At 71.7% G+C, this 14,324-nt stretch carries 6 protein-coding genes; all 6 read right to left on the bottom strand.

Features of this window, described 5'->3' with window-relative positions; genetic code table 11:
• Positions 1 to 14: 14 nt before the first annotated feature.
• Complete coding sequence (locus H9I49_RS03440) at positions 15 to 1,439, bottom strand: DUF58 domain-containing protein (RefSeq protein WP_188028899.1); 1,425 nt, start codon at positions 1,437 to 1,439, stop codon at positions 15 to 17.
• A 43-nt stretch (positions 1,440 to 1,482) separates the two neighbouring features.
• Positions 1,483 to 2,475: a MoxR family ATPase gene (locus H9I49_RS03435; protein WP_188028898.1), complete on the bottom strand. Its 993-nt coding sequence runs from the start codon at positions 2,473 to 2,475 to the stop codon at positions 1,483 to 1,485.
• 115 nt (positions 2,476 to 2,590) lie between these two features.
• Complete coding sequence (locus H9I49_RS03430; RefSeq protein ID WP_188028897.1) at positions 2,591 to 8,911, bottom strand: fibronectin type III domain-containing protein; 6,321 nt, start codon at positions 8,909 to 8,911, stop codon at positions 2,591 to 2,593.
• The gene (locus H9I49_RS03425) at positions 8,908 to 9,699 is read right to left on the bottom strand and encodes a hypothetical protein (protein ID WP_188028896.1); all 792 of its coding nucleotides are present in this window, start codon (positions 9,697 to 9,699) and stop codon (positions 8,908 to 8,910) included. The genes H9I49_RS03430 and H9I49_RS03425 overlap by 4 nt, the downstream gene beginning before the upstream one ends.
• A 212-nt stretch (positions 9,700 to 9,911) precedes the next feature.
• On the bottom strand, positions 9,912 to 11,609 hold the full coding sequence (locus tag H9I49_RS03420; protein WP_188028895.1) for a serine/threonine-protein kinase: 1,698 nt from the start codon (positions 11,607 to 11,609) through the stop codon (positions 9,912 to 9,914).
• Entirely contained in the window at positions 11,606 to 14,323 is a 2,718-nt protein-coding gene (locus H9I49_RS24315; RefSeq protein ID WP_188028894.1) for an FHA domain-containing protein, read from the bottom strand. The genes H9I49_RS03420 and H9I49_RS24315 overlap by 4 nt, the downstream gene beginning before the upstream one ends.
• Position 14,324 lies beyond the last annotated feature (1 nt).

Raw genomic sequence — 14,324 nt, 5'->3', positions numbered from 1 at the left:
CGACATCGGTGAGCTCATCGGGCCACCCCTGAGACGAGAAGCGTGCGGAGGTCCTCGAGCGTGCTCAGCGTGAGGATGACGAGACCACCGCCACGACGGATGCCGTGCCCGGCCAGCGGGTCGACGACCACGACGACCCGGGTGACCTCCGGCGGGAACTGCCCGGCGGCGCGCTGCAGGTCGATCAACGGCCGGTGCGGACCGGTGACGATGAAGCAGGTGCTCGTGTCGGGCGCGAGATCGGCGGCGTCGAGCGAGACGGAGAAGAGGTCGACCGGCCCGGGGTCGACGCGCGACATGGCGTCGAGGCCCACCTGCGGCACGGACTTGGTGACCTTCTGGTCGCCACAGACGATCGTGCAGTCCTGCTCGTCGAGCATGACGCGCACCATGATCGAGCTGCCGGTCGAGATCGCCGTCTCGACGTCGGCCTGGATCGCGGTCGGGGCGTTGGCGGCCATGACATCGCGCTCGACGTCCCGGTCGGTCACGCCCGTCCGGCCGTGACCGGAGCGGTACTGCTCAGGGTCGGGGTCGACGATGATCGTCACGTGCGAGCGTCGCGTGTCGAGGAACTGGCGCACGAGGAGCTTGCCGGCCTTGGCCGAGCTGCGCCAGTGGATGTAGCGCCGGTCGTCGCCGGGTTGGTACTCGCGCAGGGCGTGGAAGGCGAGGTCGCTCATCGAGACGTCCTCGGTGGTGCTGCCCTCGAGGTCACGCAGCAGGCCTGCGCCGAGCGACTCGAGCGCGACGGTGCGCGGGTGGACGAACAGCTCGGTGCGCTCGGTCCATGTGAGGGTGCGGCGCATCAGGCCGAGCGGGTCACCCTGGACGGTCGTCGCGGGCCCGACCCGGATGACGCCACGGCGCGACGTCGGCACGACGAATAGCTCCTCGTGCGCGTTGCCGGGCGTCAGGGCGGGCAGGACGAACCGGGCTGCGGACAGGCCGACCGGCAGCTCGACGAGGATCGGCAGCATCGGCGTGCGGGCCTCGTTGGTGACGAGGATGCGGCCCGTCGCGGGCTCGCCGACGACCACCCGGCGGGGGTCGACCTCGGCCAGGATGCGGACCTTGGTGCGGCCGAGGGCCAGCAGCAGGCAGATCGCAAAGAGGAGCAAGGCGGCCGCGCCGACCATGAGCAGCTCGGTCCATCCCCAGCGCGCGCCGACGAGCCAGGAGACGACGCCGAGCGCGAGGATCGTCCAGCCGAGCGGGGAGACCCAGCGCAGCACGCCGGCGACGGGACGCCAGACCCCTTCCGTCTGGCCGGCCACCTGCTCGATGGAGCGGGTGATCGGCGCGGTGATCTGGCGGACGCCGCGGCTCGTCGTGCCGACCGCGGGCGCGACGGCTCCGCCTGGCGTGCCGCGACGTGACGGCATACGGAGGCGACGGCCGCCGCGCGACGCCGTCTCTCCCTGGTCCTGCTGGGTCATGCGTTCCCCTCGGTTCCCTGTCCGGTCCTGACGCGAGCCGCGGTCAGGCCGAGGCGCGCTCGGCCGGCGGCGCGATGTCGTCGAGGATCTGGTCGATGCACTGCTCGACCGTCGTGCCCGCGAACTGCGCCTCGGCGCCGAGCAGCAGGCGGTGGCTCAGGACCGGCCCGGCGAGCAGCTTGATGTCGTCCGGGATCACGTACGTACGTCCCTGGCTCGCCGCCCACGTCTTGGCACAGCGCACGTAGGCGAGGCAGCCACGGACCGACAGCCCGAGCTTGAGCGAGGGGTGTCGGCGCGACTCCTCGGCGATGCGGCTCACGTAGCCGAGGATCGCCGGGTCGACGTGGATCTCGTCGGCGAGCTTGGACATCTCGACGATGACGTTGCTCGCGATGAGCGGGCTCAGCGTCTTCGCACGGTCGCGCGTCTTGGCGTCGGCCAGGACCGCGATCGTCGCCTCGTGGTCGGGGTAGCCGACGCTCGCCTTCATGAGGAAACGGTCGAGCTGCGCCTCGGGGAGGCGGTAGGTCCCGGCCTGCTCGATGGGGTTCTGGGTCGCGATGACCATGAACGGCTCGCCCACCGAGTGCGGCTTGCCGTCGACCGTCACGCGGCCCTCCTCCATGACCTCGAGGAGCGCCGACTGGGTCTTCGGCGAAGCGCGGTTGATCTCGTCCGCGAGGACGATCGTCGCGAAGATCGGGCCCGGGTGGAACTCGAAGGCCTGCTTCGTCGGCTCGTAGATCGTCACGCCGGTGACGTCGGAGGGCAGCAGGTCGGGCGTGAACTGGATGCGGCTGTGCGAGCCCTGGACCGTCGCCGAGAGGGCGCGCGCGAGCTGGGTCTTGCCGGTGCCGGGGAAGTCCTCCAGGAGCATGTGCCCCTCGGACAGCAGGCAGGTCAGGGCGAGACGCGTCACGTGCTCCTTGCCGAGGACGGCCTTCTCGATGTTGCCGACGAGCTGGTCGAACGTGTGGGCGAACCAGGTGACCTGCTCCTGGGTGATGTGACTGGCGGTCGTGTGAGCCGTCATGGGTGTCGTTCTCCTGTCATGTCTTTCATCGAGCCTGCGGTGTCGTGGTGATGCGGGGAGGCGTATGCCGTGTGGCGAGGACCCGGCGGTCCGGGTGTCTCGCGGGGGCCCGCCGTCACCCCCATGGGTTGCGTGTCGCGGAGTCGGAGCCGTTCGAGCCGGTGCACCTGACGCTCACCCAGCCCGTGGGGAACCCGTAGAACTTCCCGGAGACGTTGCGGCCGTTCGTCGGGTTGTGTCGTCCGGCGTTGCCGTCGTCGAGGGTGCCCCAGGCGCCGTCGCTGCTGTCGAGGCTGCACACGATGTTGCCGGTGAAGTTCTCCAGCTCGTAGCCGACGAAGTTGCAGTTGGTGCCGCACTGGGTGCCGTCCGGCTTGGGGCAGTTGCTCGGGCCGCAGGCGGGTCCCTTGTAGACCGAGACCACCTTCTGCGCGGGGGCGGGGTTCGTCCGGCCCGTGATGGACGTGTACGGACCCCAGCCCGAGTCGGTGGCGTAGGCCCGGACCCGGATCGTGCGGCTCTCGCTGTAGCCCAGACCGCCGATCGTCGTCGACTCGCGGCTGGCCCCGAACGTCTCGTCCTTGTCGCCCGTCACCTGGTACTGCGTGATCGGTCGGCCGTTGTCGGCCGGGGCGTTCCACGTGAAGGTGATGCTGTTGTTGTCGTGGTTCTCCCCCGGGTTGCGGATCGACCTGGTCGGGCCGTACGGGTGGAACGTCACGCTGTTGGACCACGGCGAGCACCGACCGGCGACGTTGCAGGCCTGGATCTCCATGGTCTGCTGGCTCGTGCCGAGGTCGGACGCCGTGCCGCCGGAACAGCCGCCGGAGCAGCCCCATGAGCCCGACCGCCCCGCGCTCGTGCGCCAGTTCACCTTGTCGTAACCGCGCGAGCGGGAGTCACCGAGGGAGAACGACGCGTTGGCCGAGTAGTTCTCGCTCGGGGTCGAGACCGACTGGAGGTTCGGGGTCTCGGGGATGCCGTCGGCGGTGTAGCCGCTGAAGTTCGCCTTGTCGGACGTGGCGGGGCCGCCGTTCGTCGCGGTCACGACGTACTCGACCGTCTGGCCCTGGTACGGGACCGTGTCGCTGGCCACGCGGGACTCCCCGCCCGACCGGGTCGCGATGAGGTTCCAGGGACCACCGCTCGTGCGACGGAAGACGTCGTACCTGGTGATCGGCGGCCCGTTCGGATCGGTCGACGACCACGTGATCGACACCTGGGCGTTCGGCTCACCGGGCACGGGCTCGCGGGGGCTCAGGGTCGGCGCCGGCACCGCGGCCGGCTTGCCGAACGACTGCGCCTTGACCTCGGGTCCGAAGGGGCCCCAGCCGGCCTCGTTGTTGGCCTGCACGCGCACGTTGTACGCGTCGTTGTTGACCAGGCCGCTGATCACCTTGCTCAGGCCCGGGGCCGCGACCTCGGCCTGCCCGGTGGTACCGGCGCTCCCGCCGATGTTGACCCACTGGACGCGGTACTTCAGCACCGCGCTGCCCTCGTTGGGCGGCTCGGTCCAGCGCACCGTGAGCTTCCGGTCGCCCGGCGTGATGTCGCTGATCGAGGTCGCCTTGGGCTTCGTGTCGGGCCGCACCGTGTTGCTCCGCGGGCTCGGGTCGGACCAGCCGACGGCGTTGCGGCTGCGCACGGTGAATGTGTAGTCCTGACCGTTGGTCAGGCCGGTGATGGTGCAGGGGGAAGACCCGCACGCCGTCGCCTTGCCGCCGGGGCCGATCGCCGTGACCTCGTACTGCTGGATCGGCAGGCCACCGTCGTAGGCAGGGGGACGCCAGTCGACGCGGGCACTGCTGCCCAGGATCCGGTCGGCCACCGCGACCGGGGCAGCGGTCGGGTCGGGCTTGCTGCGGACGCTGACCGAGACCAGACCCGTGGCCGCCGGACGGCCGGGCGCGTCGGTGACGGACACGGTGATGCGAGCGTCTCCGCGTCCCTTGTCGGAGGCCGAGACGGTGAGCTGGCAGCCGTTCTGGGACGCGCTGACACCCTGCCCGGAGACGACCCGGCTCGACTGGACCGCGCACTGGGGCGCCGACAGCGGGCTGTCGAGGTACTGGGCGAGGTTCACCGTGCGGCTCGTGCCCGCGATGAGGCCCTCGATGCGGACCGGCCGCAGGGTGGCGATCGGCGGCGAGCTGACGACGCGCACCTTGATCTTGTACGACTCGGCACCGCCCTTGGCCTTGACGGTGACCGCGCCGGTGGCGCCCTCCTGCGCAGCGGGCTGCGCCTGGAGGACGACCTGGCGGCCGCCGGCCCCGGTCTGGTTCAGGTCGACCCGGTCGATGCCCGGGTCCCACGTGGCCTCGTACCGGGCGTTGCCCTGGTCCATCCCCGTCGGCAGCCAGGCGTGGCACAGGCGCGGGATGTCGAAGCTGCGGGCCGGGCCGTCGGCGACGAGCCGCACCTCGTGGTCAGGGCATCGGAGCACCGGCACGTCGGGCCCGATCTGGACCGGGACCGTGACGTACGCCGACTGGGCGGCCTTGTCGCTCGGGCCCGTCGAGTTCGTGACCTCGAGCATCAGTGCCGCGGGACCGACGTAGCCGTTCGTCGATGTCAGCGTGAGCTCGGCGCCCGACCCCACGGCGAACTGGAGGTTCTCCGCCGGAGACGTGGACACGGTCTCGGGTGACGTCAGCGTGACCTTGCCGCCGCGCGGGTCGGAGACGTAGTCGCCGAGGGCGACCTTGACGGTCGAGTCGGCGCCCATCTTGATCACCTTGCCGTCGACGGCATACGGCGAGCCGTTGTTGCCGGCGGGCACGTAGATGAGGGCCATGGCCGCCGCGCCGTCGGCGTCCTCGATGAAGTACGGCACGACGCGCGCCTGCGGGCGCAGCTGGATGCGCAGCTTCCTCCCCTCGCGGGTCACGCCGTCACCGAGGAACTTGGTGATCTTCAGCGTGGACTGCTCGCCGTCGAGGTCGCGGTCGTTCGCGAGCGCGTCGACGACGATCGAGGTCTCGCCCTGCTTGGCCACGCCGGTGTCGTCGACCGCGACCGGCGGGTTGTTGAAGTCCGTCTGGCCGCGGACCGTCAGCGTCGACTTCGACGGGTCGAACAGGCCGTTGGTGATGCCGTAGGTCAGCACCTTGGCCGGGCCGTCGTCGGGTGCGACGACCTTGAAGGTGTCGTCCTTCTGCTTCTGGAAGTCCTTGAGGACGTCGGGGTCGTTGAGCGTCGACAGGTCGACGAAGGACACCGAGTCGCCGGCGGAGATGAGGTCGTTGGTGAGCACGTCGGCGCGGACGGTGCGGCCGGGGGCCGCGACGACGTCGTCCTCGACAGCGACCGGCGGCTGCGGGTCACCGGGCTGGACGACGCCGACCCGCACGAAGCCCTCGCTCGTCAGACCGAACCGGTCGCGCAGCTGGTAGCGGATGACCTCCGTGCCCGCGCTGCGCGGGTAGGCCTCGTAGCGGATCGTGGCCGCTCCGAACCCGAGGACGCGACCGAGCTCGAGGTCGACCGCCTTGCCGTCCTCGCCGACGATGCCGCTGACGAAGGTCAGGTCGCCGTCGGGGTCGACGCCGCTCGTCGGGACCGTGATGGCCAGGGTGTCGCCCGCCGTGACGCTCGCCGAGAAGCTGCGCGCCGACGGGGGCTGGTTGGGGTACTTCACGGCATCCGGCAGCGGGTTGATCGTGACGTTGACGCGACCGGTCACGGCCCGGGCCCGGAGGCCCTCCGGGTAGGTCGCGTACTCGAGGATCGCCGACCTCGGGCCGGTCAGGGTCTTCTGCTCGGGGACGTAGCGTACGACGGTGCCCGACGCGAACGCCTGGCCGCCCCCGGAGAGCACCTTGACGCTCTGCGGGTCGAGCTTGAGCGGGATGCCCTCGCTCATCGAGTCGTTGTCGAGCACCGGGATGGTCACCGCGTCGCCGACGCGCACGGTCGCGACGTCGTCGACGACCGTCGGAAGCACCTTGTCCTTCGGCTCGGGCTTCTGGACGACCGAGAGCTGGCCGACCGCGGACTTCGTGCCGTCGCTGATGGTGTAGCGGACGGAACCGCGACGCGGTGTGTCGCCGTCGAGCGGCGACGTCGCCTCGGCCCGAACCCACCGGCCCTGCACGACGGAGACACGCAGCCACGCGTCCGTCGTGGCGACACGCTGCACGACGAGGACGTCGCTGCGGGGGCTGTAGTCGTTGGAGAGGACATCGGCGATGACGGGCGTCTGGCCGCGCAGCACCGCGGCGTCCGGGGTCGCAACGGGTGGCAGGTCGACCGACGGGGCGGGGGCGATGTCGACGCGGATGCGGCCGACGCTCACCCCGGAGCCGACCTGGGCGGCATACGTGATCGTCGAGGTGCCGGGCGTCTGGCCGGTCACGGTGAGCACGTTCGTGTCGAGGTTGGTGTCGATCGTCAGCTGGCCGGGGCCCTTGACCGCCTGCGCGAGGCGCATCCGTGCCTGCGGGTCGGTGGGGTCGGCGCCGGCGATGTCGTTGCCGAGGGGCTGCAGCTGCACGGGCTTGCCGACGACGGCGCGCAGCACGTCGGGCTGCGTCTTCGGGGCGACCGCCTTGGAGTCGTCCTCGCTCAGGACGTCGAGCGTGACGGACGCCTTCTCGGCGCCGCCGCGGCCGTCGTCGACCTGGTAGTCGACGACCTGGTCACCCTTGTCCGCCTTGGCCTTGACGGTCAGCGCGCCGGATCCGTCGACGCCCGTGCTGACCGGGTCGAGGGCCGACACCTGGAGGGGGTCGTTCTCGGCGTCACGCCAGTCGGCGATGACACCGACCCGCACCGAACCGCTCGCGACGACGGGGTACTTCGCCTGGGCGAGCTTCGCCTGCCCGGTGCGCACCTTCGGGGCGGTGTTGACGTCGGGGCCGACGATGCGCACCGTCACCTTCGCCGTGGCGCGACCGTTCTTCGCCGTGGTGCCGTTGTTGACGGTGTAGTCGAACGAGAACGTGCCACCGGCCTCCTCGGGGACGGTCACCTGAACGGTCTGGCCGTCGGCGGACGCGCTCGTCGAGATGCCCGGCGTGCTGGGCTGGCCCACGTCGCCCGGCGCGATCGCGAGGATCGAGCCCTGCGAGTCGGAGTCGTTGTCGAGCACGTGGAGGGTCGAGGTGCGGCCCGGCCGGACCTGCATCGAGTCCGGCTGCGCCTTGGGCGGCGTGCGGCTCACCTCGTCGTCGATGAGGTTCTCGTCCTTCTTCTTGTTCTTGTCGTCGGTCTGCGGCGGCGGGATGACGGAGTTCCAGTTGTCGATCTTCACGCGGTTGCGGTCGATGTCCCAGACGTCGCCGGAGTCGAGGTCGTTGAGGACGATCAGCCCGCGGTTGACGCGCAGCTTGACGCCGTCGGTGCGCACGCCCTTCCTCATCGCGCCGAGGTCGACGGTGTCGGCGTCGGTGGGCGAGCCGCAGTTGCGGCCGTAGTAGACGTTCGAGGCGCCGGCCCAGGCGGCGTGGATGCACGACGCGAGACGCACCGGCGCCGACAGGAAGAGCTTCTGGCCGGGCGCCCCCTGGCTCAGCTTCACGCCGCCCACGGTCGGGCTGTCACCCGTCAGCGAGACCTGCGTCAGCTGCGTCTCGTCCTGGATGAGGACGGTCGGTGCGTCGGGCCCGGGCTGCTGGAGGGCCGCGAACGCTGGGTTGCCGGGTTCGGCGCTGCCCACCGAGAGCTGCTCGGGCTCGGAGAGCGCGTCGGAGTAGAGCTTGCCCGTGCCGGAGTCCCAGACCACCCAGTGCGTGCCGACGGCCGTGACCTGCGCCGACTTCGACGTGAAGCCGAGCTTCGTCGTCACGGGCTTGCCGTATGCGTTGCCCTCCTTGCGCAGGACGCTGATGCTGCCCGACTGGGCGGAGAGTGCGTAGACCGTGCCGTCGACGCCCACGGCGACGGCGGCGTTGCCGCCGACCTTCGCGAGCGGCTTGGCCTGGGTCTGCAGCCCGTCGAGGCTCGTGACCCCCGTGGGGTCCTCGACCCGCTGCGCGCGCAGCTCACCCTTCGCCGGGTCGATCATCGCGATGGTGCCGCCGCGCACGTCGACGAGCGGGGCCGTGAAGACGCGGTTGCCGGTGGCCGTGCTCGGCTTCGGCAGCACGACCGCCTGCTCGGGGGCGAGCGTGCCCTCGGACGGGTTGATCGGGACGATCTGGTTGCTGGCCTTCGAGTAGCCGACGACGGCCGCGCCGTCCTGGAAGACGTCCAGGCCGGAGCCGTTCGTGCCGTCGGACAGGACGCCGGCGTCGAGCTGGCCGGCCGGCTTGTTGATGCGGCCGTAACGGGCCTGCTCGGCGTTCGTCACCCAGATCCCGCCGTCGTTGAGGTCGGCCTTGCGGACGATCTCACCCTCGCTGCGAGTCGCGAGCCAGACGAGCAGGCTCGCGACGAGGGCGACGACGACGGTCGAGATGATCCCGATCCGTCGCGTGGTGGCGGCGGTGCTCATGCGTTCCCCTGTTCGGCCGCGACCATCCGGTCGGCGCGCCTGTTCTCTACGTCGGTGTGTGGTGTCGGTTCGGTGCTGTGCGGCGCGTCGAGGAGGGCGAGGTCGTCCTCGGTGACGAGCTTGGTCGAGAGCGCGTGCTCGACGAGCCGGGCCTTGCGGTTGGTCGCGAGCTTGCCGACGCCGCCGTGCAGTCCGCGTGTGCCGGCGTCGGCGAGCTTCTGGCAGACGTTGTCGAGCTTGCGGTTGAAGCGGGTGAGCGTCCAGCCGAGACGCTCGGCCGCCGCGGCTGACGAGGGTATCTGACTGGTGCCGGCCTCACGACGCCGGAGGAACGGCTCGCACAGCGCGACGATGAGCAGCTTCTGGTCCGGCGTGAAGGACACGCGGCCCACCGTGGCCGCCCCGACCTCGTCGTCGTCGGTCTGTTCGGGCGGGTCGGCGGTCACGGACTTGAAGGCCGGGCTCGCCACGTGGACCTCGAAGTCATAGGTGGTGGGGCCGGCCGTGAACCAGACGATGAGCTTCTTCATCGCGAGCGGGATCTTCGCGCCCGGGTTGAGCCAGGCCTGGAAGAGGCCCTGTTCGTCGGCGACCGTCGCCGTCAGCGTCGATCCGGTGTTGCTGAGCCACCAGAAGCCGTTGTCGAACGAGACGACGAGGAACGTGCGGTGCAGGTACGGGTTGTCGTCGACCTCGACGTCGCCGGTGCGGCCGATGGTCAGGCCGGTGTCGGGTGACACGGAGTACTCCTCGCCGCAGAACACGACGGTCACCTTGCTGTGGATCACGATCAGGTCCCCTAATCCTGTCGAAGCGCACGCGCGCTGGCACTCGCGGTCAACGACGTCCGAGCATGTCTGGTTACGGAAGTCTGTGGTGGTTTGCTGGTGTCTGTGTCGAGGTTGCCCTTCCCACCACCGGGTGTCCACCCGCCCCGGTACTCACGGGACCGGCTCGCCGGCGACTGGCGGGCTCCCTCTCGCCGCGCCTTCTCATGGCTTCAACGTGCTGTCTCGCACTGCACGTCGGAGCCGGGCGACGCCTGTCCGGCACGGACGACGATGACCGTGGCGCACACCTTCGTGCCCTTCGCGGCCTTGACCGCGTAGCGGCTGGACGTGACGGAGACGGTGCGAGATCGCTCCGGGTTCCCCGCGTCGGACGGCGTCGGGCCGATCGAGACCCGGAAGGTGTCCTTCTTCGACGGCTGCGGGTAGCTCCACGTGAACGTGACGCGGCCGACCTCGGACTCGGGCTCGAGCGCGGGCTTGTCGAAGACGCCGTCGCCGATCGCGCTGTCGTCGCCTGGCATCGTGACCGTCGGGCTCGGTGTCGGCGTGACTGTGGCCGACGGATCCGAGCCCGGGCGCAGCACGAGGAACGTGGCGAGGGCTGCGAGGACGACGACCCCGGCGACCAGTCCCCAGACCGCACCCGGCTTGGACAGCGGCGACGCGGCGGGCGCGCTTGCCGGATGCGCTTGCGCTGCAGGCGTGCTCGCGGCTCGCCGGATCGTGGCCTCGTCGGCCGTGTCGGGACCGAGCGGCGCGGTCTGGCTCGTCGTCGGGTCCGTCAGGGCCGCGGGTCGGACGGGCGCACCCGAGGCTTGGCGGCTCGGGCTGGGCATGGGCGCGGGCGACCAGCGGGGCGCGCCGGCGTCGGACCTGCGGCGCGTCTCGTCATCGAGCAGAGTCGGCGACGGGCCGACCGGCTGGGCCACGACGGTCTGCGGCGCCTTGATGCGCGTCCGGTCGTCGTCCTCGGCCGACCGTCCGGTCGGTGACCCCTGCGTCTGGCTCACGAGCGTCGTGTGACCCTGCTCGTCGAGCACGACGATGGGGGTGCGGGCCAGGCGTTGCTGCTGCTCGACGGCCTGCAGGGCGCGCGCGAACTCGAGCGCCGACGACGGCCGGTGCGCCGGGTCCTTGGCCATCGCCTGGGCGAGCAGGCGCTCCAGGCCTGCCGGGACGTCCTGGCGTCCGGTCGAGGGCGGTGCGGTGCTTCGGATCCGAGGCATGAGGGCGTACGCCGAGTTGTCGCCGCCGGGCACCTCGAACGGCGAGCGGCCGACGAGCAGCTGCCAGAGGGTCGCCGCGAGCGAGTAGACGTCGGCACGCTCGTCGCCGTTGCTCTGTCCGTACAGCACCTCGGGCGGCGCCCACGGCACCGAGACACCGACGTCGTCGGTGCTCTCCACCTCGACCTCACCGTCGCGGGCACCACGGCCGGCGATGCCGAAGTCGGTCAGTCCCGGTGCGCCGTAGGCACTGATGAGGACGTTGGCCGGTTTGATGTCGCGGTGCGTGATGCGCGCGCGGTGTGCCGTCTCGACGGCGCTCGCGAGCTGGATGCCGGTGCGCAGCACGTCCTCGACGGAGAACCGCTCGGCGCGGGCCCGCATGGCGAGGTTCGGCGGCGGGTAGTACTTCATGACGAGGTACGGGCGACCGTCCTCGGACGTGCCGGAGCGGAAGATCTGCACGATGTAGGGGTGGTCGCCGAGGGCGGCCATGGTGTCGGCCTCCTCGACGAACTGCTGGCGCAGCGCGTCGGTCAGGCCCTCGGACTTGAGCACCTTGACCGCGACCGGCATGCGGGGGCTCTGCTGCTCGTAGAGGAAGACGTCGGCGTAGCCACCCGAGCCGAGGGGCTGGACGAAGACGAGGCCGGGGAGCTTCGGGGGCGTGCCCTTCTTCATGACGCCGCCTCGAAGGTGAACGAGACCTCGTCGGCCATCGAGACGAGTGAGCCCGGCTCGAGGACCTGCTGGTCGTTGGCGCGCAGGCGGACCGGGACCTCGCCGGGGAGCGTGACGGTGGTGCCGTTCGTGGTGCCGAGGTCACGGATGAGCACGTGCCAGCCCTCAAGGATCACCTCGACGTGGTTGCGCGAGACGTCACGCTCGGGGCTCGGGACCTTGACGACGTGCGGGCGGTCGTGGGCGGCCAGTCCGTCACCCAGCCTCGGCGCGCGGCCGAGCAGCACGCTGCGATCGAGGGTCACGACGTCGCCCGTCGACAGGCGCAGCACGCCGAGCGGCGGCCGCGGCATCGTGAACGGCTCCTGCGGAGGGATGCCGGCACCGCACACCCGGCAGCGGTCGCTGTGCGGTGGCGTCGGGTGACCGGCCGAGCAGAGCACCGCGAGGACGCTCGGACCCGAGAAGGTCAGGTTCTGGGCGGCGTTGCGCGCCTCGAGGAGCGCGCTCCGGTCGACGGTCAGCTCCGTCTCGTCCTCGTCGGCCCCTGCTCCGACGTCGACGGTCGGAGCGGGACCGGACGGGATCGGTTCCGTCACAGGGCGGTACGGCGCGACGGGTGCCGTGGGCGACGGCGTCGTGCCCAGCGGTGTCGTACCCAGCGGTGTGGAGATCGGTACGTCGAAGATCGGCTCGCTCGACACCGGTGCCGGTGCGGGCATCGGTGCCGGTGGCGGCGTCGCCGGCGGTGGACCGGTGGAGATGAGCGGGGTCGCCTCGGGCGCCCGGCTGCCCGGCGGCGGGGTGTTCATCGGTGGGAGCAGGCTCGGCGCCGGCGGGGGCGTGTGCCGGCCCGAGAACGACGGCACGTCGGGCTCGGGCTTGGGCACCGACGGCGCAGGCCGGGACGTGGCCCAGGGCACGGACGAGATGAGGCCGCCCTCGGGGACCTCGGGGGTCGCGGGCATGGGGCGCGGCGGCACCACAGGCGCCGGGGCGGCGTTCGTCACCGGCGCGTCGGACGTGTCGAGGGCGGCCGGGACGGCAGGCGCGTCGTCGTCCTCGTGCGCGCCCTCCTGGTCCTCGGGTGCGCCGAGCTGCGCGAGAACCTTGCGGTGCTCGTCGGCAAGCGTCGTGTGGCCGAAGAGGTAGTCGTAGCTGGGCGGCACCGCCGGCTGTTCGTCGTCGGCCTCCGCGGCGGCCTCGGCGGCCGTGGGATCGGACCCCACCGGGCCGGATCCGGTGGAGCCGGGCGCGGGCGTGCGCGTGCCGGAGGCCGGCGCTGTGATGATGCGCGGCGGGGCGCTCTCGGTCTCGAGCACCGGTCGCGCAGCCCAGGTGGACTCGAAGTCGCGCGGCGGGGCGGCAGCGGGCAGGTCACCCGCCACCGGGGTCTCGGGGACGCTGGGAACGGTCGGCGTGGCCGGGACCGTGGGGTCGGCCGGCTGGACCGGGTCTGGGGAGTAGGCCGGCGCAGGCGCGGACTCCCACTCCACCCCCACGGGCCGTGCCGGAACGCCAGGGGCGAGGTCGACGTCGCGGGTCTCGGCGGGGGCCGCCGGGACCACGGTGGCGCGAACGGGGACGGCCGGCGCGACGGCCTCCCAGGAGCGCAGTGCAGGCCGCGCAGCCGGCGGGGCAGTGGGTGGCACCACCGCCGGCTCGGGCGGCGAGTCCGCCTGTGCAGCAGGGGTTTCGGGCGGCGTCGGGGCAAGGTGCTGATCGGCGCCATCGCCACGCTGCGCCGAACTGTCCTGCACCGCAGGACCGCCCGCCTCGCCGGCAGCGCTCAGTCCCGAGTGTCCGTCAGACTGCGGAACGTCGACGGTCAGGTCGGCAGGCTCGTCGACAGGCAACGGGGCTGCTGGCGTGATCTGCGGATCCCCCTGTGGTGCAGACGGATCCGACGTCGCAGACTCGAGAGCCGCACTGGCAGAAGGCTCTCCGGTCGCTGACTTCGAAGGCGCCGCGGGCTCGCGGGCCCAGCTGCGTCCCCAGGAGGAGCCCGAGGAGCCGGGGGCGACCGACCCGGTGGATGAGGACTGGGTCACCGCGCCGAACGTCGGGACAGCCGGCGTCGAACCCGAAGAAGCCGTGGCCGGCGCAGGTGCTGCGTCCGCCGAGGACTTCGCCGCCGGTGCGCCGGCGGCCGCGAGCTCGGCGGCCGCGAGCTCGTCGGCCGTCGCGTCGTCAGCCGCGTGGTCAGTCGACGGGACAGGAGACGGCGCGAGTGGAGCCGCGGCGTCAGGCGTCGCGGGCGATGCGGCATCCGGACCCGGTACGGCCGAGATGTGCGATGCGGCGGAGAGGGTCTGCGGGGGCTCGGGAGCAGAGCGCTGCTCCTCGTCGAGGACCCGCAGCACGACCCGCTCGGGGTGCTCGGGCAGCTCGAGGTCGGTCCAGACCTTGGCGCTCGGGGCGCGCACGTCGTGCTCGGTGCCGTCGGCGAGCGTCACGACGGCCGCGACCGGCCCGAACGCGACGATCCGCGTGCGCGGCTGCCAGTGCACACCGACGAAGTGGTGGGCCTTGCGCATGCCGCCGGCCGTCAGGACCTCGACGACGTCGTCGATGTCGCCGCCGTCGGCGGCGTCGCTCGCTGCGAGGGTGCGCTCGTCGTCCTCGTCGAGGCCGATGAGCAGGTGCATGCCGGGGCCCCCGATGTGCGTCCACCCGTCGGGGGCCCGGTCGACAACAACGGACGGGCCACTCACG

Source organism: Terrabacter sp. MAHUQ-38 (assembly GCF_014518425.1).
Taxonomy (GTDB): domain Bacteria; phylum Actinomycetota; class Actinomycetes; order Actinomycetales; family Dermatophilaceae; genus Terrabacter.
The sequence above is the reverse complement of the archived record's forward strand: the minus strand, read 5'-3'. Positions and strand labels throughout refer to the sequence as shown.

Coding starts and splice junctions, on each gene's coding strand:
- H9I49_RS03440 (WP_188028899.1), bottom strand. CDS start 1,439: ATGACCCAGCAGGACCAGGGAGAGACGGCGTCGCGCGGCGGCCGTCGC.
- H9I49_RS03435 (WP_188028898.1), bottom strand. CDS start 2,475: ATGACGGCTCACACGACCGCCAGTCACATCACCCAGGAGCAGGTCACC.
- H9I49_RS03430 (WP_188028897.1), bottom strand. CDS start 8,911: ATGAGCACCGCCGCCACCACGCGACGGATCGGGATCATCTCGACCGTC.
- H9I49_RS03420 (WP_188028895.1), bottom strand. CDS start 11,609: ATGAAGAAGGGCACGCCCCCGAAGCTCCCCGGCCTCGTCTTCGTCCAG.